This is a genomic window from Enterobacter sp. Ap-1006, from assembly GCF_011752835.1.
Lineage (GTDB): Bacteria > Pseudomonadota > Gammaproteobacteria > Enterobacterales > Enterobacteriaceae > Cedecea.
In genome coordinates, this window is the sequence record NZ_VWWU01000008.1 from 34,454 (window position 1) to 53,253 (window position 18,800).

The following is an 18,800-nucleotide window of genomic DNA, read 5'->3' on the forward strand; positions in this document are numbered from 1 at the left end:
CAGGACTTGATTATGACTACAGAAAAAAAGTACATCGTCGCTCTCGACCAGGGAACAACCAGCTCGCGTGCCGTCGTCCTGGATCATGACGCCAACATCATTAGCGTTGCACAGCGTGAGTTTGAGCAAATCTATCCTAAGCCAGGCTGGGTAGAGCATGACCCGATGGAAATCTGGGCCACCCAAAGCTCCACGCTGGTAGAAGTGCTGGCGAAAGCCGACATCAACTCCGACGAAATCGCGGCCATCGGCATCACCAACCAGCGTGAAACCACAGTAGTTTGGGAGCGCGAAACCGGTAAGCCAATTTACAACGCTATCGTCTGGCAGTGCCGCCGTACCGCTGATATCTGTGAAGAGTTGAAGCGCAACGGCATGGAAGAATACGTGCGTCACAACACCGGCCTCGTGGTGGACCCGTACTTCTCCGGCACTAAAGTTAAATGGATCCTCGACCACGTCGAAGGCTCGCGCGAGCGTGCTCGACGTGGTGAACTGCTGTTCGGTACCGTGGATACCTGGCTCATCTGGAAGATGACTCAGGGGCGTGTACACGTCACCGACTACACCAACGCTTCTCGTACCATGCTGTTTAACATCCACGAGCTGGACTGGGATGACCGCATGCTGGAAGCGCTGGACATTCCTCGCGCTATGCTGCCGGAAGTGCGCAAGTCTTCCGAAGTCTATGGCCAGACCAACATCGGCGGTAAGGGCGGCACGCGTATTCCTATTGCCGGGATCGCGGGTGACCAGCAGGCCGCGCTGTTTGGCCAGCTGTGCGTGAAAGAAGGGATGGCGAAGAACACCTACGGAACCGGCTGCTTTATGCTGATGAACACCGGTGAGAAAGCCGTAGCCTCCACCAATGGTCTGCTGACGACTATCGCCTGCGGCCCGAAAGGTGAAGTGAACTACGCGCTGGAAGGCGCCGTATTCATGGCGGGGGCATCCATTCAGTGGCTACGTGACGAAATGAAGCTGATTGGCGATGCGTTCGACTCCGAGTACTTCGCCAACAAGGTGAAGGATACCAACGGCGTCTACGTTGTGCCTGCGTTCACCGGCCTCGGCGCACCTTACTGGGACCCGTATGCACGTGGGGCTATTTTCGGCCTGACCCGCGGCGTGAACTCTAACCACATCATTCGCGCCACTCTGGAATCAATCGCCTACCAGACCCGTGACGTGCTGGAAGCAATGCAGGCAGACTCCGGTATTCGTCTGCACGCGCTGCGCGTGGACGGCGGGGCGGTAGCCAACAACTTCCTGATGCAGTTCCAGTCCGACATTCTGGGTACCCGTGTTGAGCGTCCTGAAGTTCGCGAAGTCACTGCGTTGGGTGCTGCTTACCTGGCCGGTCTGGCCGTGGGCTTCTGGCAGAACCTCGATGAGCTGCAGGAGAAATCCGTCATCGAGAAAGAGTTCCGCCCTGGTATCGAAACCACCGAGCGTAATTACCGCTACGCCGGCTGGCAGAAGGCGGTTAAACGCGCCCTTGCCTGGGAAGATCACGAAGAGAAGTAATCCCTACAAGGCCCCTGGAAAGGGGCCTTACAGTCTCTGCCTTTCCCGCCCCTTTCCTCGCCTGTGCTAAACTCCCCGGCAATTCTGTTTGCTAAATGAGTCTGCTATGAAACGAGAACTTGCCATCGAATTTTCCCGCGTGACCGAAGCCGCCGCCCTTGCTGGCTACAAATGGCTTGGCCGCGGCGATAAAAATGTCGCCGACGGCGCAGCAGTAAACGCCATGCGTATCGTCCTTAACCAAATCAATATCGACGGTGAGATCGTCATTGGCGAAGGTGAAATTGACGAAGCGCCGATGCTCTACATTGGTGAAAAAGTCGGGACCGGGAAAGGCGACGCGGTAGATATTGCCGTTGACCCCATCGAAGGTACGCGCATGACGGCGATGGGCCAGGCCAACGCTCTGGCCGTGCTCGCGGTGGGAGATAAAGGCACGTTCCTCAATGCGCCCGATATGTATATGGAAAAACTGATTGTTGGGCCGGGGGCCAAAGGCGTCATCGACCTTAATCTCAGCCTCGAGAACAATCTTCGCCGCATCGCCGCTGCGCTGGAAAAACCGCTTAGCGAATTGACCGTAACCATTCTGGCCAAGCCACGTCACGACGAAACGATCAAAGAGATGCAAAAGCTTGGCGTGCGCGTGTTCGCTATTCCCGATGGCGACGTAGCTGCTTCTATTTTGACCTGCATGCCGGACAGCGAAGTGGATGTCCTCTACGGCATCGGCGGTGCGCCGGAAGGTGTGGTTTCAGCGGCAGTGATCCGTGCGCTGGACGGTGACATGCAGGGCCGCCTGCTGACTCGCCACCACGTAAAAGGCGACAGCGAAGAGAATCGTCGCATCGGCGAACAGGAACTGGCGCGCTGCAAAGCAATGGGCATCGAAGCTGAACGCGTGCTAAAGCTCGATGAAATGGCGCGTAACGACAACGTTATTTTCTCTGCTACCGGCATCACTAAAGGCGACCTGCTGGAAGGGATCACCCGTAAAGGCAATATGGCCACCACGGAGACGCTGCTGATTCGCGGTAAATCCCGTACGATCCGCCGCATTCAGTCTATTCATTATCTCGATCGTAAAGATACCGAGGTACAGAAGCATATTCTGTAACGTTTCTCGTTTGTTGGTTCGAGCTTTCCGGCTCGTTTGGGCTGGAAATGCTGCCACATTCTGGTGAAGATAGGTAAAAAGCAACGACGGGAGTACAACATGGCGGAGTGGGTTACAGGTAAAGTTACCAGAGTTCAAAACTGGACGGATTCTCTCTTCAGCCTGACGGTTCATGCGCCGGTGCACGCGTTTACCGCCGGGCAATTTACCAAGCTTGGGCTGGAAATTGACGGCGAACGCGTACAGCGCGCCTACTCCTACGTGAATGCCCCCAGTAATCCCGATCTCGAGTTCTATCTGGTCACCGTTCCCGAAGGAAAACTCAGCCCTCGTCTGCATGCGCTCAAGCCTGGCGATGAAGTGCAGCTGGTAAGCGAAGCCGCCGGGTTCTTTGTGCTGGAAGAAATTCCTGACTGCAAAACACTCTGGATGCTGGCGACCGGCACCGCGCTGGGGCCTTATCTCTCAATCCTGCAGGAAGGCAAAGACCTTGAGCGTTTTGAGAATATCGTGCTGCTCCATGCGGTCCGCTATGCCAATGATTTAAGCTATCTGCCGCTGATGCTTGAACTACAGGAACGCTACCAGGGCAAACTGCGTATTCAAACCGTGGTCAGCCGCGAAACGGTCGCAGGTTCGCTCACCGGGCGTGTTCCGGCGCTGATAGAAAGCGGTGAGCTGGAGGCCGCCGTTGGTTTACCGATGGATATTGAAACCAGCCATGTGATGCTATGCGGTAACCCGCAAATGGTGCGTGACACGCAACAGCTCTTGAAAGATACCCGGCAGATGGCCAAACATCTGCGCCGCAGGCCTGGCCACATGACCGCCGAGCATTACTGGTAAATCAGCGGAATTTAACTTCGCTGGTCTCTTTCCCGAAACGGTTTTCACCCTGGGTGCCAACAAAAGCGCCCAGGTCCATCAGCACCATGACGAAAATCAGCGTCGGGATAAAACGGCCCAATCCCCACTGCCACAAGGTGCCAAAGGTTTCCCAGTTTCCCGCCACCAGCAGCCAGGCAGGAATAAAGAGCAACGCCCACCAGCCTTTTTTATCCCTGTCGTGCAGGCGCTTCACAATCACCGCCGCAGTTGGAATCAGCGAGCCGGTGAGGAAGAAGCCCGCCGTGGAATACGGCATGATTTCGGCCCCGGCCAGAGTAAACAGAATAATCAGCCCGACTATCCACGCGCCGATCCAAATCCAAAAATCGCGGCGTCCAATACGCCCTTTAAAAGAGAACAACCATTGCTGTATGGTCATGGGTAAGGTCCTTATTATTTTATCGCGGCGTAGTGTACCCTGGTCACCGCCCGTTTTGACAAGCCAACGGATTGCCGATTTAATCGGGATGATGAACCCATCAGGAGAAGTGTGTCGATGAAATACCTGCTGCCTGCCCTCGTGCTGCTGGCGCTGCCTTTGGCGGTGAGCCGGGCAGATCCTGCGTCAGACGCAGTTTCTCAACTTCCGGCAGCGCCTTATCTGCTGCCCGGCGCACCCACTTTCGATCTGACCATTACCCAGTTTCGTGGCAAATTTGATATTGATAATCCGTCGCTGCCGCTGAACGAATTTCGCGCCGTGGAGAAGAGCCGCGACAAAGCCAATCTGACCCGCGCCGCTACCAAGATCAACGAAAACCTTTATGCTTCTGTGGCACTGGAACTCGGCACCCTAAAAATTAAGTCGATGCAGATAACCTGGCTCCCCATTCAGGGGCCGGAGCAAAAAGCCGCCCGTGGCAAAGCGCTGGAATACATGGCTGCGATCATCCGCAGCTTCACGCCAACGCTTTCCAAAGCGCAAAGCCAGCAGAAACTGACCAAACTACTCAGCGACGGCAAAAATAAACGCTATTTCGCGCAGAACGACGGTGCTATTCGCTATGTCGTGGCAGATAACGGCGAAAAGGGGCTAACTTTCGCCGTTGAACCGATTAAGCTAACGCTATCTGAGACGCTAAACAGCGGCGAATAAATGACAAAAAGCAAAGCCTTTCGCCCGCCGACTCTCTATACTGTTTCACAGACCAAGCTGCCCGACGGGCAGTGATTCTTTTTATTGCTTACCGCGTGGAGAATTAAAATGCGACATCCTTTGGTGATGGGTAACTGGAAACTGAACGGCAGCAAACACATGGTTAACGAGCTTGTTGCTAACCTGCGTAAAGAGCTGTCTGGCGTGGAAGGCTGCGGCGTGGCTATCGCCCCACCGACCATGTACCTGGACCTGGCGAAACACGCTGCTTCCGGTAGCCACATCATTCTTGGCGCGCAGAACGTAGACGTTAACCTGTCCGGCGCGTTTACCGGTGAAGTTTCTGCAGAGATGCTGAAAGATATCGGTGCTAAATACATCATCATCGGTCACTCTGAGCGCCGTACCTATCACGCTGAGTCTGATGAGTTCATCGCGAAGAAATTCGCCGTGCTGAAAGCCGCAGGCCTGGTGCCAGTTCTGTGCATCGGTGAAAGCGAAGCTGAAAACGAAGCGGGTAAAACCGAAGAAGTTTGTGCACGCCAGATCGACGCCGTGCTGAAAACTCAGGGCGCAGCGGCCTTCGAAGGTGCGGTAATCGCTTACGAACCAATCTGGGCTATCGGTACCGGTAAATCTGCAACCCCAGCTCAGGCTCAGGCGGTACACAAATTTATCCGTGACCACATTGCTAAAGCTGACGCGAAAGTGGCTGAGCAAGTGATCATCCAGTACGGCGGCTCCGTTAACGATAAAAACGCAGCAGAGCTGTTTGCTCAGCCAGACATTGACGGCGCGCTGGTTGGCGGTGCATCCCTGAAAGCTGACGCTTTCGCGGTTATCGTTAAAGCAGCAGCTGAAGCGAAAAAAGCGTAATTACGCGAATAATATTGATGAACGGCTCCGCTTGCGGAGCCGTTTTTTTTAGAGTTTGTGCAGCAGTTGGAACCAGCCGTAGTCCAGCGGCAGCAAAATCGAAAACGTCACCACGGCCAGCACCAGGCAAAGCTTCATCCCTTCCCTTGCCGGGACTTTTCCCAGCCCCATCGCCACCACAATCGGCGACGCCATATACGGCAGAAGCGGCGTTGAGTAACCCAGCACCTGAATCATAATCACCGACAAAAGCGGGAAACCGGTCGCCTGCGAAAAACTCTCGGCAAAAGTGGTATAGAGCGCGGGAACGCCGTTCGCAGTGACGATAAAGTTAAGCAGGCTGGTGATACCGGTTAGCGCAGCAAAGCTGGTGAACGGCCTGCTGGCATCCAGGGGCATAATCGCCATTAGCTTCTCGCCCACAAGGGCCCCAAGGCCGATATGCGTTACGGTCGTGGCCAGCGCCAAAATGCCCGCGACATAGAAACAGGTGCGCACATTTACACCGCTGGCAAATTCCTCACCGGAGATAAACCCCACGCGCGGCAACAGCGTCACGCAGGCGGCAATCAGCCCTATCCATGCAGGACCAATACCGTGCCAGCTTTCCGTCACCCACAGCCCGAGCACAACGACCAGCAGCCACGCCAGCCGTCTTTCCTCGGGGCTCATCGGCCCTGGATTCTCAATTTGCTTTGGCGGCAGCGGTTTGCCGGGAAATAGCCAGGCAATCAGGCATATCAGCACTAATCCTTTCAGGATGCCAAGCACCGGAGTGTGCAACAGCAAATAAGGCAGATAGTTAAGATGCAGGCCATAAGACCCTTCAGCCGCCCCGCTCATCACCAGATTTGGCACATTCGCGGGTAAGATCGTCGCCGAGAGCTGGAAAGTGCCAAACCCCACGGCCAGCGCCAGGCCGTACCAGGCGCGGGTACCTTCGCCGATGGACGCTCTTTTCGCCATCGCCGCAACAATCGGCATCAACAGGGCAATGCGTCCCATATTTGACGGCATAACAAATGCCAGCGCATAGCTTAGCAGCACGACGCTGCCAACCATATGTAGCCAGGAGTCCGTCAGCCGGGCGGACAGCGCCCGCGCAACTCGATCGGCCAGACCCGTTTTACGAATCGCAATCCCCAGCACAAAACCGCTAAATACCAGCCAGAAGGCCGACGAGGCAAAACCACTGAAAATCACCTCGGCCGGAGCTATCTTTGCCACCATCGCCGCGGCAAAAAATAACAGGGCAGTCAGGTATTCCGGGAGGGCAGAAGTGGCCCAAAGGACAATGGTGATAAGGATAATAATGCCGGGCAGGATCAGAGGGTCTGACAACCAGAGCGACATACCTGTCTCCTAGTGGTAGTGAATCTCACCAAAATAGTCAGAGAGAACGTAATAGCGGCAATACTCAAACGGTCGTGTTTCTCCGGCCATAAACGTCTGGCGGGACACGGAAAGCAGCGGCTTATTCTGTTCAATTTGCAGCTTCTCGCAGAGATCGGCCCCCGGCAAAATCGCGTCAACTTTTTCAATCGCTGAATCGCTTTTCACCTTCAACAGGCTGTAGAGCGAAACATTTTCGAGGGCTTCTGCCGTCAGTGTTAAGCCGGGGAAGAAAGAGAGATCGAGATAGATTTTCTCATGGTTAAACGGGCGGTTGTTCAGGCAGCGGATACGAGAAATATAGAGATAATGATGATGGGCGGGCAAGCTGAGCCCATCTTCCTGAGCATCGCGGGCGCGTCGCGGGGCTATCTCAAGAATACGGTTTTCAACCGCCACGCTGGCATCGCGCAGATCGGAGGTAATGCCGCGAAAGGTGTGCCCGTAGCTCACGCCTTCCGGCACGGCGCTAACCACCGAACCGCTGCCGCGCTGAGAAGTGATAATGCCGGCACCAATCAGTTCACTCCATGCCTGTTTGACCACAATCAGCGAAACATTATAGGCCTGGGCTAACGCCTTTTGCGTTGGGAGCTGGCTCCCCAGCGGCAGCGCCCCGCTTTGGATCTGCTGGCAGATGATGTAAAACAACTGTTTGTATAGCGGAGTAAAACTCGTCTTATCAACCTGCAAGCTGCTTACCTCAAAGTCTGCCAGACGGGGACGGCATAGCCGCCCCACAGAGCACAACGTTAGCCTGTAATCTGCCTGGCGAGTTCTGCCAAATCGAAATGGTTCATGCGATTAATGGTTGTTAAGTAATCGGCAGGAAAAGCATCAGCACCATGGAAAGCGCCGGAAAGTGCCCCAACCATGGTGGCGACGGTATCGGTATCATTGCCGATGTTAACGCCGGAAATAATAGCATCAACGGCAGAATCCGGACAACAAGCGAACAGGCCAAATGCGGCGGGCACGGCTTCGCTGACATGCAGCCCGGAACCAATAATATCCGCCAGCTCAACAATCGCCGTTTCCCAGCTCAGGTGACGCTTACCAATGGACACTGCCAGCTCTATGCGTCTTGCCACAGAAGGCCCTGCAACGATCATCGCCCCTTGTTCCTGCGCCAGCGCATAGCCACGGTCTGCACCATAAATACCGGCCGCAATAATACTTTCGGCGCTGGTGACGTTTTGCAGCGCTTCGCTGGTCGCCGCCGCCATTGCCGCTGCGCCGGACATCGCCAGCACGTTATTATGGGTAAAGCGCGTAATGTCCAGCGCGGACTGGATCGCCGCCTCAATATCACCCGGGTGCAGCACCGCCGCAGGCCAGATTTTCATCGCCGCGCCGTTGGTCGCTTCCGCATTGCCCTTATTAACTATCTGGACGGATTGCTTCTCGCCCTCCAGTTCACCCTGCAAAGAAGCCCGGTTATCGTTGAAGATAGCTTTCATGGCTGCGCGGGTCGTGGGGCCGGTAAAATTGGCATAGAACGGGTAATCCAGCCAGCGCTGAAACGCCTCGCGCATTACGCCATCGCTCACTTTACGCTGGTGCTTTAGCAAAGCATCAATGATGTATTTCGCCTGGATAAAATCGTCGGTACACATCCCTGCTTCATTGCAACGGCCAAAAGTATCGGCAGGCGGCTTTTCGAAGCCGGTCACCCAGCCCCCAAAATAATCGCGAATCTGTTGCTGAGTTCGTACCTCTGTGGCCGCCCCCATAGCATCAGCAGCGGCGGCGCCGATCAGGCACCCGAGAATTTTGTTGTGTTCAACGTTCATAAATAACTCCTAAGGGATTGAGGTTATTTTTTATCGGATGGCTGGCCCGAAAGGCGGCAAACTGTTCCGGATAAGGCAATGCCGTCATTGCCCCTTTGGCCGTCACCGCCATAGCGCCACAGACGTTGGCGTTATCTATTGCCTCCGCAAGCAGCCTGCGATCCCATTCTGCAGACTGAGAAAGGGTGTAAAGTAGCCCGCCAACAAAGGCATCTCCCGCTCCGGTGGTATCCACCACGGTGACTTGCGGCGCAGGGAAGCTAAACTCGCCCTCCGGCGATACCAGCAGAGCACCCTGCTCGCCGAGGGAAATAATGGTCGTCTCGCAGCCCATTTGGCGAATCAGGTGACGGGCATCCTGCCAATGCTCCACCTCACCCAGCCAGCAAAGCTCGTCCGCAGACACTTTGCAGATAGACGCCTCACCAATCGCTTTTGCCATTAGCGGCCTGATTTCACCGGCGTCTCGCCACATGTTGATGCGCAGGTTAACGTCGAACATGACATGTCCCCCGGCCTCTTTTATTCGCCGGGCGCCCTCCAGGCAGGCTTCCCGAGCGGGACTCTCGGTCAGCCCTATCGAGCTAAAATAGAACCATTGGTCGGCCCTAAACTCGGGAAGATCCTGAGGAGAAACAAAGGCATCAGCCCCTGGATGAACCAGATAAGTAAAGCTGCGTTCTCCCTCAGGCGTGAGGTTCACAATCAATACCGCGCTGGTTTGCCGTGGATCAAGCCGCAATGCCGTGACATCAACGCCATCATCGCGGAGAGTATGCTGCAGAAAGTGACCGGCATCGTCGTCACCAAGGCAACCTATAAATCCGCAGTTTCCCCCCAGACGCGCAACGCAAACCGCCACGTTTGCCGATGCGCCACCGGGGCATTTCAGGTAGGTATTAACCTGCTCAGGCATCAGATCCACCGAAGCATCGCCAATCACCCAAACCTTGTTGCGTTGATGCATAAAGCCCTCCTCAGGCCTGGCGGTGAGCCAGATCGGCCTGAATATCACGGTAGTAATGGTTATTGATCAGATACATTTTCATTAATAGCCCGACGGCCAGGTGGAACAGCGACGGGATCATCGTCATCATCAGTGCGATACCGACCAGCGACCTTGCACTCTGCTGAACGTCGGCCTGATAGCCAAAGTGGCTAAGCAAGAACCCAAGTACACCGCCCGCGATACCCATGCCGAATTTCTGGAAGAACAGGATGCCGCCGAAGGCCAGACCAGAGACCCGTAATCCGGTTTTCTTCTCACCGTAATCCACCGCCTCAGCAATCGAGGACCAAAACACCGGCATTTGCATGTCGCAGAAGAAGTTGATCAGGAAGTAGAAGATGAATGCGAGAACCAGGTTCTGCTGACCGACGCTGAAATACATCGCGAAGCTCAGAGCAAAAGTGATCAATTGGGTGTAACGGAACATTTTGATTTTGTCCCAGAATTTCGTCACCCAGGTGGTAACCACCATGGCCAGAATAGAGGCGACTACGCCAGTGGTCAGGAAAGGAGATATCAGGGCATCGCCGCCGCCAAGATAATATTTCGCATAATAAGCCGCCACGGAACCACGAATCACATAGCCACACATCAGCAACATGATGACTACGCCCAAAATCAGCCACTGGTCGTTGCGCAGCAAAGTAGCAAACTGCTGCTTTATGCCCAGCGACGGCAACTCCGGTTCGCTGCGCTCGCGGGTGGTCAAAAAACAGAAAACAAAGAGCAGGGTTCCCATCAAGCCCATTAACCCCATCGAAAGCTGGTAGCCGTGGGCTTTACTGCCCTGTCCCAGCCACACTGCCAGCATAGGTACAACGATAGTGACCAGAAACGCGGCTATCTTTGTCATGACAAAACGGTAGCCATTGGCGCTCAGCCGTTCGACCGGGTCGTTACTGATCACGCCGATCAGCGAAATATAGGGAATGGTGATCGCGGTATAGACCACGGTCATCAGGATATAGGTGAAGTAGGCCCATGCCAGTTTTGCCGTATAGGCAACGTCGGGCGTAATAAACATCAGATAAACGGCAAAGCCGAACGGCGCAGCAAACCAAATCAGCCACGGGCGATAGCGCCCCCAGCGTGTCGATATTTTATCCGTTAGCATCCCCATTGCCGGGTCGATAAAAGCGTCGATCATGCGCACAACTATCAGTAATACGCCGACATCCGCGGCCTTAAGGCCGTAGATATCGGTATAGAAATAGGCCAACAGAAGCTGCATGGCCACGATCACTACGTTAATCGCCATATCCCCGGCGCCAAATCCCACTTTTTCCACGATTGACAGTTTCATATCGGTATTCCTTTGGCACCGTAAGGCGCAAGAATGTCGAACAGGAGAAGAGATAACTGCGTGAAATAAATATTTTTTAACGGTATCTGTAGCCGAACAGCGCGGGGATAGCGTCAGGGAGGAGAGTACGCCAACCTAAAAAGATATAAAGGTATGCTTTTATATCTTTAGATCGATTTCACATTATTTAAATATGAGATGCACGGACAAGACATGAGAGTGTGATTTTGATCAAAAAAAAGCCAATATGAATTTAAGATGCCGCGTGATCTGAGCGAACACAATAAAAAAACCCGGCAGCCTTAGCTACCGGGTTCTTTTCTTCCACTCTCCGGCAGGTGATTAACCGACCGTGCAGTAGAGTTTAACGCTTGCTGATTTGGTCGAAGCTGCCGCCGTTAGAGAAGTGATCCTGCTGCGCCTTCGTCCAGCCACCAAACTCTTCATCAATGGTGTAGAGCTTCAGTTTCGGGAACGCTTTTTCGTATTTCTTCGCGACTTCCGGATCGCGCGGACGATAGTAATTCTTCGCCGCAATCTCCTGGCCTTCAGGCGAGTAAAGATACTTCAGATAGGCTTCCGCCACGGCCTGAGTCCCTTTCTTCTCAACAACCTTGTCCACTACGGACACCGTCGGTTCCGCAAGAATAGATTCGCTCGGGGTCACAATCTCAAATTTGTCTTTGCCTAATTCATTGGTCGCCAGCAGCGCCTCGTTTTCCCACGCAATCAGCACATCGCCAATGCCGCGTTCAACAAAGGTGTTGGTCGAACCACGGGCACCGGAGTCCAGCACCTCTACGTTTTTGAATAAGGCTTTAACGAAGTCCTGCGCTTTCGCCTGATCGTTATTGTTGTGGTGCAATGCATAACCCCACGCCGCTAAATAGTTCCAGCGCGCGCCGCCGGAGCTTTTCGGGTTTGGCGTGATGACGGAAACGCCAGGTTTGATCAAGTCGTTCCAGTCATGAATTTGTTTAGGGTTGCCCTTACGCACCAGGAATACAATGGTGGAAGTGTATGGCGCAGAATTGTCCGGCAGGCGCTTGATCCAGTTCTTATCAATGCGCCCGCGCTCGGCAATGGCATCAACGTCATAGGCCAGCGCCAGGGTCACAACGTCGGCTTCAATGCCATTGATGACCGACGTTGCCTGCTTCCCGGATCCGCCGTGAGACTGGCGCACGGTGACCGTATCACCGGTTTGCTGCTTCCAGTGAGCACTGAACGCTTTGTTGTATTCTTCATACAGTTCACGAGTCGGATCGTAAGACACGTTGAGTAACTGAATATCCTTCGCCAGTACGCCACCAGAAGCCAAAAGTAATGTTAAACCCACGCCCCACTTGTTCATCGCCCGCTCTCTTTATGAAGTTTGATGCAGTCAGCCTGCCAGAAACCATTTCAATGATTAAAGAATAAAAAAAGATTGGCTATAACTTTTGGCGATATAACAGGTAATAAAAAACCGGGCCATGCCCGGTTTTCGCTGACAGCACCTCGGCTTAGTACAGCTTTTTAGCGCAATCCAGCCAGTCACCTTTAAACGGACGCTTCATATTTTCAATCGCGTCGATGATGTCATGGTGAACCAGTTTTTCGTTCTGAATACCTACGCAGCGACCGCCAAAGCCCTGCAGCAGCAGTTCGATGGAATAAGCACCCATACGAGATGCAAGGATACGGTCATACGCTACCGGAGAACCTCCGCGCTGGATGTGGCCCAGAACGGTAGCGCGGGTTTCGCGCTTGGTTTCGGTTTCGATGTATTTAGCCAGTTCATCAACATCGCAAATGTGCTCGGTGATAGCCACAATGGCGTGTTTCTTACCTTTCGCAATACCAGCTTTGATTTCTGCCACCAGATCTTCACGGCTGAATTCAACTTCCGGCAGCACCACAAACTCACAGCCACCGGCGATAGCCGCAGCCAGAGTAAGGTCACCGCAGTAACGCCCCATCACTTCAACGATGGAGATACGTTGGTGTGAAGAGGAGGTATCACGCAGGCGGTCAATCGCTTCAACTACGGTTTCCAGCGCAGTGAAGTAACCAATGGTGTAGTCGGTGCCTTTGATATCGTTATCGATGGTGCCCGGCAGGCCGATGCAAGGGAAGCCCATTTCGGTCAGGCGCATTGCCCCCATGTAAGAACCATCGCCGCCGATAACTACCAGCGCATCAATGCCGCGTTTTTTCAGGTTTTCGATAGCCACGGAGCGGATGTTTTCATCACGGAACTCAGGGAAGCGAGCGGAGCCGAGGAATGTACCGCCACGGTTGATCATGTCGGACACGCTATAGCGGTCGAGCTGCACCATGCGATCTTCGTACAGACCCAGATAGCCATCATAGACGCCCATGACTTCCAAACCTTCTGACAGCGCTGCACGCACCACACCGCGGATAGCCGCGTTCATGCCCGGCGCATCACCGCCACTCGTCAACACACCAATTTTTTTGATCATGACTACCTCTGAACTTTGAAAGCAAAATTAATCCTGTTGCCGGAAAACGCTGCGGGCAATCCGAAGCTTCGACGCTGCCCAAATAGTATAACAACGGCTCCCAGCTGAATTGATTCAGGTCAGGCCAAATGGCGGTACATTATGCAAAAACTGCCAGTCAGCGCCAACTTTCCAACGTAAAACTAAAGCTCGAAATGCCCTTGCCGTCCCGTTGGAACAACAGAGCAAGGATCCTGATGGATAATCACATCCGATCCTGGAAAACGATGCAGAATCGCCTGCTCCACCTGTTCAGCAACAACGTGCGCCTGAACCAGCGGTAAATTATCTTCCATCTCAATATGAAGCTGTATAAAGCGGGTCGGCCCTGACTGCCGCGTTCGGAGATCGTGTGCTCCTCTGACGCCAGGCCACGCGTTCACGATATCAATAATAGCCTGACGTTCCTCGTCTGGTAACGCCCGATCAAGCAGCGATTGCACGGCTTCATAACCCATTCGCAGCGCGCTATACAAAATGTACACGCCAATACCCAAAGCAAACAGCGAATCAGCACGATGCCAGCCGTACCAGGAAAGGGCCAGCGCAATGAGAATTGCGCCATTCATCATAACATCAGACTGATAATGAAGCATATCGGCCCGGACGGCCTGGCTTTGTGTTTTTCGTACCACCCAGCGCTGGAACGTCACCAAAACTAAGGTGCTTATCAGTGCCACAATCGTCACCGCCACGCCAATGCCAGGATCTTTCATCGGTGAAGGGTCAGCCAGATGCTGAATACCGGTTAAAAACAGGAACAGGGCCGAGCCTGAGATGAACATGCTTTGTGCGAGAGCGGCCAGCGATTCCGCTTTGCCGTGACCGAATGTATGTTCTTCGTCTGCGGGCTGGAGTGAATAACGCACCACAAGCAAGTTCGTCAATGAAGCTGCGATATCGACCAGTGAGTCCACCAGCGCCGCCAGAATACTGACCGAGCCGGTATACCACCAGGCGAAAATTTTTATTAACAGTAGCAACGACGCCATGACGGTCGCCGCGATTGCAGCCCGGCTAACCAGCTGCCCATATTGTTGATTCATGGGGGCTCCCGCAGGTGAATGCCGGTAGTATAGCGGATCAGGCCTCAGCGTCAGGCAAAAAAAACCCGCCTGGTGAGGCGGGGAAGACAGGGATGGTGTCTATGGCAAGGAAAACAGGGTTTGTTACTGGTTACTACGGGTACTGCTACTACTCATGGCCTGCAGCGAAACACCCTGCTGCAGTTCCGACAGTTCACGGAGATTGTCCATGCGCTGCTGGTGTTTCTCATTTAAAGCGGCTTGCTGTTCCGGACTGAGTAAGTGGTACATTTGGTTGCGTACTTTTGCCATCTCGACCTGGCGGGCAACCTGTTCTTGTGCCATTTTTTCAGCCTGAGCTTTCACTGCCACTTCATCAAATTTATCGGCGGTGATCAGACGATGCATGATCTCCATTTCGCTAACATTAACGGGTGGGCTATCATGCCTTGCCCGGTGCATAAGATCTCGCATCTGTTGGCGCTGTTGCTCAGTCAAACTTATGCCGTCAAACATGTGGTTCTGAGCGTTGTTTCGTTTTGCCAGATTATCGCTTTGTGGCCAGTTAACGCCGGTCGGCAAATCATCGGCCGAGCTGGCTAAAGAGATAACCGCCAGTGTTGAGGCCATGACAACAGCGGTAACATTGCGCATCACTTGCTCCCGAAATCTGTGTGTGCTGCGATTCAACGAGAGCCAGTCTACGATTCCCGCTGCAAACTAGCGTCAGGGGGTGTAAAACAACGTAAAGTCATGGATTAGCGCGCCTTGATGACGTAATTTCTGCCTCGGAGGTAATTTCACAATGAATAAAATCCTGTTAGTTGATGATGACCGAGAGCTGACTTCCCTGCTAAAGGAATTGCTCGACATGGAAGGTTTTGACGTGATTGTTGCTCACGATGGTGAGCAAGCGTTGACGCTTCTGGACGACAGCATCGACCTGTTATTGCTTGACGTAATGATGCCCAAGAAAAACGGTATTGATACGTTGAAAGAACTTCGCCAGACACACCAGACACCAGTCATTATGCTTACCGCCCGCGGTAGCGAACTTGACCGTGTACTCGGCCTTGAGCTGGGTGCCGATGACTACTTACCAAAACCCTTTAACGATCGTGAGCTGGTCGCCCGTATTCGCGCCATCCTGCGTCGTTCACACTGGAGCGAGCAGCAACAAAACAGCGACAGCAGTTCACCGACGGTAGAAGTCGATGGGCTGAGCCTCAATCCAGGCCGCCAGGAAGCGAGTTTCGACGGACAAGCGCTGGACTTAACCGGCACAGAGTTTACGCTGCTGTATCTCCTCGCTCAGCATCTGGGCCAGGTGGTTTCTCGTGAACACCTGAGCCAGGAAGTATTGGGTAAACGCTTAACGCCGTTCGACCGCGCCATAGACATGCATATTTCCAACTTGCGTCGTAAATTGCCGGATCGCAAAGACGGTCATCCGTGGTTTAAAACCTTACGTGGTCGCGGCTATCTAATGGTTTCCGCTTCATGATAAGTAGCCTTACCGCGCGCATTTTTGCCATCTTCTGGCTGACGCTGGCTCTGGTACTGATGTTAGTTTTGATGCTGCCGAAGCTGGATTCACGCCAGATGACCGAGCTGATGGAAAATGAGCAACGTCAGGGCTACATGATTGAGCAACACGTCGAAGCGGAGCTAGCAACCGATCCACCGAATGATTTGATGTGGTGGCGGCGTCTGTTCCGAGCCATCGACAAATGGGCACCTCCAGGCCAGCGTTTACTGCTGGTCACCAGCGAAGGGCGCGTCATTGGCGCCCAACGCAACGAAATGCAGATCATCCGCAACTTTATCGGCCAGTCCGATAACGCCGATCACCCCCAGAAAAAGAAATATGGTCGAGTTGAGCTAGTTGGCCCATTTTCGGTGCGAGATGGTGAAGATAACTACCAACTTTACCTGATTCGCCCGGCTAGCAGCTCTCAATCTGACTTTATCAACCTGCTGTTCGACCGCCCTTTACTGCTGCTAATTGTCACCATGCTGGTAAGTTCTCCGCTGTTACTTTGGCTGGCCTGGAGCCTTGCGAAACCTGCCCGTAAGCTCAAGAATGCAGCAGATGAAGTCGCCCAGGGCAACCTACGCCAGCATCCAGAACTCGAGGCTGGGCCACAGGAATTCCAGGCCGCGGGCGCGAGCTTCAACCAAATGGTGACTGCGTTGGAGCGAATGATGACGGCGCAGCAGAGGTTGCTGTCGGACATCTCCCATGAACTCCGCACGCCGCTGACCCGCCTGCAGCTTGGAACCGCGCTACTGCGTCGCCGCAGCGGCGAGAGCAAAGAGTTGGGGCGCATAGAAACAGAAGCCCAGCGTCTGGACGGCATGATTAATGACCTGCTGGTGATGTCGCGCAATCAGCAAAAAAATGCGCTGGTCAGCGAAACAATGAAAGCGAACCAAATCTGGGCAGAAATGCTGGATAACGCTGCGTTTGAAGCCGAGCAAATGGGTAAGTCGTTGGAAGTCACCTACCCGCCGGGTCCGTGGCTGATGTACGGTAACCCAAATGCCCTGGAAAGTGCGCTGGAGAATATTGTTCGCAATGCTCTGCGTTACTCGCACACCAAGATAGCTGTGAATTTCTCCGTCGATAATCAGGGCATTACCGTCACCGTTGACGATGACGGCCCGGGCGTCAGTCCGGAAGACAGAGAGCAGATCTTCCGTCCGTTTTATCGTACGGATGAAGCGCGCGATCGCGAGTCGGGGGGGACAGGTCTCGGTCTGGCTATCGTGGAAACAGCCGTGCAGCAGCATCGTGGCTGGGTGAAAGCTGACGACAGCCCGCTCGGAGGCCTTCGCCTGACGCTCTGGTTACCGCTTTATCATCGCTGACAAGCAGGAAAAATATTCGCTATAACAGGCTCTACGGAGCCTGTTTTCGTTTCTGCTCAGTAGCTATTTTGCTATTCTTCGCCCCTAGTTGATGGGGGTTGTATGTTAAATATCGTTTTGTTTGAGCCTGAAATTCCGCCCAATACCGGGAACATTATCCGCCTGTGTGCCAACACTGGTTTCCGCCTGCACATCATCGAGCCAATGGGCTTTCCCTGGGATGATAAACGCCTGCGTCGCGCCGGGCTGGATTATCACGAATTTACGACAGTGCTGCGCCATCGCGACTATAACGCCTTTCTGGAAGCCGAAAACCCTCAGCGCCTGTTTGCATTAACAACCAAAGGAACACCCGCCCACAGTGCTGTGAGCTATCAGGCTGGAGATTATTTGATGTTTGGCCCGGAAACTCGCGGGCTACCCGCTGAGATACTGAACGCCATGCCGCCAGAACAAAAGATTCGCATTCCCATGATGCCGGACAGCCGCAGCATGAACCTCTCTAACTCGGTGTCCGTGGTGGTCTATGAGGCCTGGCGCCAGCTAGGGTATCAAGGCGCTGTTCTCAGAAGCTAAATGCCGTCGCCGTATTCAAAGCCTGCGCCGTTGAAGTGCTGATCCATATCTATCGCTGGCTTGTCACTTCCCGGCGTACCTACGATTCGCGCCGGCACGCCAGCTGCCGTTGTATGCGGCGGAACAGGCTGTAGCACGACGGAACCTGCGCCAATTTTTGCGCCGGTTCCGACCTCAATATTGCCGAGGATCTTGGCACCCGCACCAATCATTACGCCTTCGCGGATTTTCGGATGGCGATCGCCACTGGTTTTACCGGTACCGCCTAGCGTGACCGATTGCAGAATAGACACATCGTTTTCGACGACCGCAGTCTCACCAATGACAATCCCGGTGGCATGGTCAAGCATAATCCCGCACCCAATTTTTGCCGCAGGGTGAATATCAACCTGGAAAGAGACGGAGACCTGGTTCTGCAAGAAGATAGCCAGCGCCTGTCGCCCCTGCAGCCAAAGCCAATGGCCAATGCGATACGCCTGCAGCGCATGGAAGCCTTTAAGATAAAGCAGCGGCGTTGAATACTTGTCTACCGCAGGGTCACGCGTACGTACCGCCTGGATGTCGCAAGCGGCAGAGGCAATCATCTGCGGATCGGCAGCGTAGGCCTCTTCAACCACTTCGCGAATGGCAATGGCCGGCATAATCGGCGAAGCCAGCTTATTGGCCAACATGTAGCTGAGCGCGTTTCCAAGATTATCGTGCTTGAGGAGTGTCGCATGATAAAAACTGGCCAACATGGGTTCACAATCCGCAAGCGCTCGCGCTTCGGCTTTAATATTGCTCCACACCAAATCCAGTTCTTCAGACGACATTGCTCTCT

Annotated in this window: 19 protein-coding genes; 8 read left to right on the plus strand and 11 right to left on the minus strand. The window is 54.0% G+C overall.

Annotated features, from left to right (window positions below; all coding sequences use genetic code 11):
• Positions 1-12 precede the first annotated feature (12 nt).
• The 3 genes from glpK (at position 13) to fpr (ending at position 3,490) form a co-directional block, all read left to right on the plus strand.
• Positions 13-1,527 carry a glycerol kinase GlpK gene (gene glpK / locus F3J28_RS20495; protein ID WP_008457520.1) on the plus strand — a complete coding sequence of 505 codons (1,515 nt, stop codon included), beginning with the start codon at positions 13-15 and terminating at the stop codon, positions 1,525-1,527.
• 106 nt (positions 1,528-1,633) lie between these two features.
• Entirely contained in the window at positions 1,634-2,644 is a 1,011-nt protein-coding gene (gene glpX, locus F3J28_RS20500) for a class II fructose-bisphosphatase (RefSeq protein WP_166879285.1), read from the plus strand.
• Positions 2,645-2,743: 99 nt separating this feature from the next.
• On the plus strand, positions 2,744-3,490 hold the full coding sequence (gene fpr, locus F3J28_RS20505; protein WP_166879288.1) for a ferredoxin--NADP(+) reductase: 747 nt from the start codon (positions 2,744-2,746) through the stop codon (positions 3,488-3,490).
• A gap of 1 nt (position 3,491) precedes the next feature.
• On the opposite strand, the gene F3J28_RS20510 is transcribed toward fpr, so the two are convergent.
• Positions 3,492-3,911, minus strand: a complete 420-nt coding sequence (locus tag F3J28_RS20510; RefSeq protein WP_008457512.1) for a DUF805 domain-containing protein — start codon at positions 3,909-3,911, stop codon at positions 3,492-3,494.
• Positions 3,912-4,028: 117 nt separating this feature from the next.
• Between F3J28_RS20510 and F3J28_RS20515 the strand changes: the two genes are divergently transcribed.
• Both F3J28_RS20515 and tpiA read left to right on the plus strand, forming a co-directional pair.
• The gene (locus F3J28_RS20515; RefSeq protein WP_166879449.1) at positions 4,029-4,628 is read left to right on the plus strand and encodes a DUF1454 family protein; all 600 of its coding nucleotides are present in this window, start codon (positions 4,029-4,031) and stop codon (positions 4,626-4,628) included.
• A 108-nt stretch (positions 4,629-4,736) separates the two neighbouring features.
• The gene (gene tpiA / locus F3J28_RS20520; protein WP_008457509.1) at positions 4,737-5,504 is read left to right on the plus strand and encodes a triose-phosphate isomerase; all 768 of its coding nucleotides are present in this window, start codon (positions 4,737-4,739) and stop codon (positions 5,502-5,504) included.
• 48 nt (positions 5,505-5,552) lie between these two features.
• Here tpiA and F3J28_RS20525 read toward each other — a convergent pair whose 3' ends face one another.
• The 9 genes from F3J28_RS20525 to cpxP form a co-directional block, all read right to left on the minus strand.
• Positions 5,553-6,857 carry an SLC13 family permease gene (locus F3J28_RS20525; RefSeq protein ID WP_166879291.1) on the minus strand — a complete coding sequence of 435 codons (1,305 nt, stop codon included), beginning with the start codon at positions 6,855-6,857 and terminating at the stop codon, positions 5,553-5,555.
• Positions 6,858-6,866: 9 nt separating this feature from the next.
• The gene (locus F3J28_RS20530) at positions 6,867-7,589 is read right to left on the minus strand and encodes a GntR family transcriptional regulator (RefSeq protein ID WP_166868958.1); all 723 of its coding nucleotides are present in this window, start codon (positions 7,587-7,589) and stop codon (positions 6,867-6,869) included.
• Positions 7,590-7,648: 59 nt separating this feature from the next.
• On the minus strand, positions 7,649-8,689 hold the full coding sequence (locus F3J28_RS20535) for an ADP-ribosylglycohydrolase family protein (protein WP_166868956.1): 1,041 nt from the start codon (positions 8,687-8,689) through the stop codon (positions 7,649-7,651).
• A complete protein-coding gene (locus F3J28_RS20540) occupies positions 8,679-9,656 on the minus strand; it encodes a PfkB family carbohydrate kinase (protein ID WP_166879293.1) in 978 nt (325 codons plus the stop codon). Before F3J28_RS20540 ends, F3J28_RS20535 begins: the two co-directional genes overlap by 11 nt.
• 10 nt (positions 9,657-9,666) lie before the next feature.
• Positions 9,667-11,001, minus strand: a complete 1,335-nt coding sequence (locus F3J28_RS20545) for an MFS transporter (RefSeq protein ID WP_166879298.1) — start codon at positions 10,999-11,001, stop codon at positions 9,667-9,669.
• Between the two features lie 364 nt (positions 11,002-11,365).
• Positions 11,366-12,355, minus strand: coding sequence for a sulfate ABC transporter substrate-binding protein (locus tag F3J28_RS20550; protein ID WP_166879301.1), 990 nt, complete (start codon positions 12,353-12,355; stop codon positions 11,366-11,368).
• Between the two features lie 151 nt (positions 12,356-12,506).
• Positions 12,507-13,469, minus strand: a complete 963-nt coding sequence (pfkA, locus tag F3J28_RS20555) for a 6-phosphofructokinase (RefSeq protein ID WP_166879304.1) — start codon at positions 13,467-13,469, stop codon at positions 12,507-12,509.
• Between the two features lie 182 nt (positions 13,470-13,651).
• Entirely contained in the window at positions 13,652-14,554 is a 903-nt protein-coding gene (fieF, locus tag F3J28_RS20560) for a CDF family cation-efflux transporter FieF (protein ID WP_166879307.1), read from the minus strand.
• A 123-nt stretch (positions 14,555-14,677) separates the two neighbouring features.
• The gene (gene cpxP / locus F3J28_RS20565) at positions 14,678-15,187 is read right to left on the minus strand and encodes a cell-envelope stress modulator CpxP (RefSeq protein WP_166879311.1); all 510 of its coding nucleotides are present in this window, start codon (positions 15,185-15,187) and stop codon (positions 14,678-14,680) included.
• A 151-nt stretch (positions 15,188-15,338) separates the two neighbouring features.
• Here cpxP and cpxR point away from each other — a divergent pair, with 151 nt between their 5' ends.
• The 3 genes from cpxR to trmL all read left to right on the plus strand — a co-directional run bounded on the left by cpxR (position 15,339) and on the right by trmL (position 17,980).
• Positions 15,339-16,037 (plus strand): envelope stress response regulator transcription factor CpxR, encoded by a 699-nt coding sequence (cpxR, locus tag F3J28_RS20570; RefSeq protein ID WP_008457487.1) that lies wholly within the window; start codon positions 15,339-15,341, stop codon positions 16,035-16,037.
• Positions 16,034-17,404 (plus strand): envelope stress sensor histidine kinase CpxA, encoded by a 1,371-nt coding sequence (gene cpxA, locus F3J28_RS20575; RefSeq protein WP_008457485.1) that lies wholly within the window; start codon positions 16,034-16,036, stop codon positions 17,402-17,404. The genes cpxR and cpxA overlap by 4 nt, the downstream gene beginning before the upstream one ends.
• Positions 17,405-17,506: 102 nt before the next feature.
• A complete protein-coding gene (trmL, locus tag F3J28_RS20580; RefSeq protein WP_008457484.1) occupies positions 17,507-17,980 on the plus strand; it encodes a tRNA (uridine(34)/cytosine(34)/5-carboxymethylaminomethyluridine(34)-2'-O)-methyltransferase TrmL in 474 nt (157 codons plus the stop codon).
• Here the strand turns inward: trmL and cysE are convergent.
• A complete protein-coding gene (cysE, locus tag F3J28_RS20585; protein ID WP_008457483.1) occupies positions 17,977-18,792 on the minus strand; it encodes a serine O-acetyltransferase in 816 nt (271 codons plus the stop codon). The two genes, trmL and cysE, sit on opposite strands and share 4 nt — an antisense overlap.
• Positions 18,793-18,800 lie beyond the last annotated feature (8 nt).

Coding starts and splice junctions, on each gene's coding strand:
- F3J28_RS20510 (WP_008457512.1), bottom strand. CDS start 3,911: ATGACCATACAGCAATGGTTGTTCTCTTTTAAAGGGCGTATTGGACGC.
- cpxA (WP_008457485.1), top strand. CDS start 16,034: ATGATAAGTAGCCTTACCGCGCGCATTTTTGCCATCTTCTGGCTGACG.
- fpr (WP_166879288.1), top strand. CDS start 2,744: ATGGCGGAGTGGGTTACAGGTAAAGTTACCAGAGTTCAAAACTGGACG.
- pfkA (WP_166879304.1), bottom strand. CDS start 13,469: ATGATCAAAAAAATTGGTGTGTTGACGAGTGGCGGTGATGCGCCGGGC.
- trmL (WP_008457484.1), top strand. CDS start 17,507: ATGTTAAATATCGTTTTGTTTGAGCCTGAAATTCCGCCCAATACCGGG.
- F3J28_RS20540 (WP_166879293.1), bottom strand. CDS start 9,656: ATGCATCAACGCAACAAGGTTTGGGTGATTGGCGATGCTTCGGTGGAT.
- F3J28_RS20515 (WP_166879449.1), top strand. CDS start 4,029: ATGAAATACCTGCTGCCTGCCCTCGTGCTGCTGGCGCTGCCTTTGGCG.
- cysE (WP_008457483.1), bottom strand. CDS start 18,792: ATGTCGTCTGAAGAACTGGATTTGGTGTGGAGCAATATTAAAGCCGAA.
- tpiA (WP_008457509.1), top strand. CDS start 4,737: ATGCGACATCCTTTGGTGATGGGTAACTGGAAACTGAACGGCAGCAAA.
- cpxP (WP_166879311.1), bottom strand. CDS start 15,187: ATGCGCAATGTTACCGCTGTTGTCATGGCCTCAACACTGGCGGTTATC.
- F3J28_RS20525 (WP_166879291.1), bottom strand. CDS start 6,857: ATGTCGCTCTGGTTGTCAGACCCTCTGATCCTGCCCGGCATTATTATC.
- F3J28_RS20535 (WP_166868956.1), bottom strand. CDS start 8,689: ATGAACGTTGAACACAACAAAATTCTCGGGTGCCTGATCGGCGCCGCC.
- glpK (WP_008457520.1), top strand. CDS start 13: ATGACTACAGAAAAAAAGTACATCGTCGCTCTCGACCAGGGAACAACC.
- fieF (WP_166879307.1), bottom strand. CDS start 14,554: ATGAATCAACAATATGGGCAGCTGGTTAGCCGGGCTGCAATCGCGGCG.
- glpX (WP_166879285.1), top strand. CDS start 1,634: ATGAAACGAGAACTTGCCATCGAATTTTCCCGCGTGACCGAAGCCGCC.
- F3J28_RS20550 (WP_166879301.1), bottom strand. CDS start 12,355: ATGAACAAGTGGGGCGTGGGTTTAACATTACTTTTGGCTTCTGGTGGC.
- F3J28_RS20545 (WP_166879298.1), bottom strand. CDS start 11,001: ATGAAACTGTCAATCGTGGAAAAAGTGGGATTTGGCGCCGGGGATATG.
- cpxR (WP_008457487.1), top strand. CDS start 15,339: ATGAATAAAATCCTGTTAGTTGATGATGACCGAGAGCTGACTTCCCTG.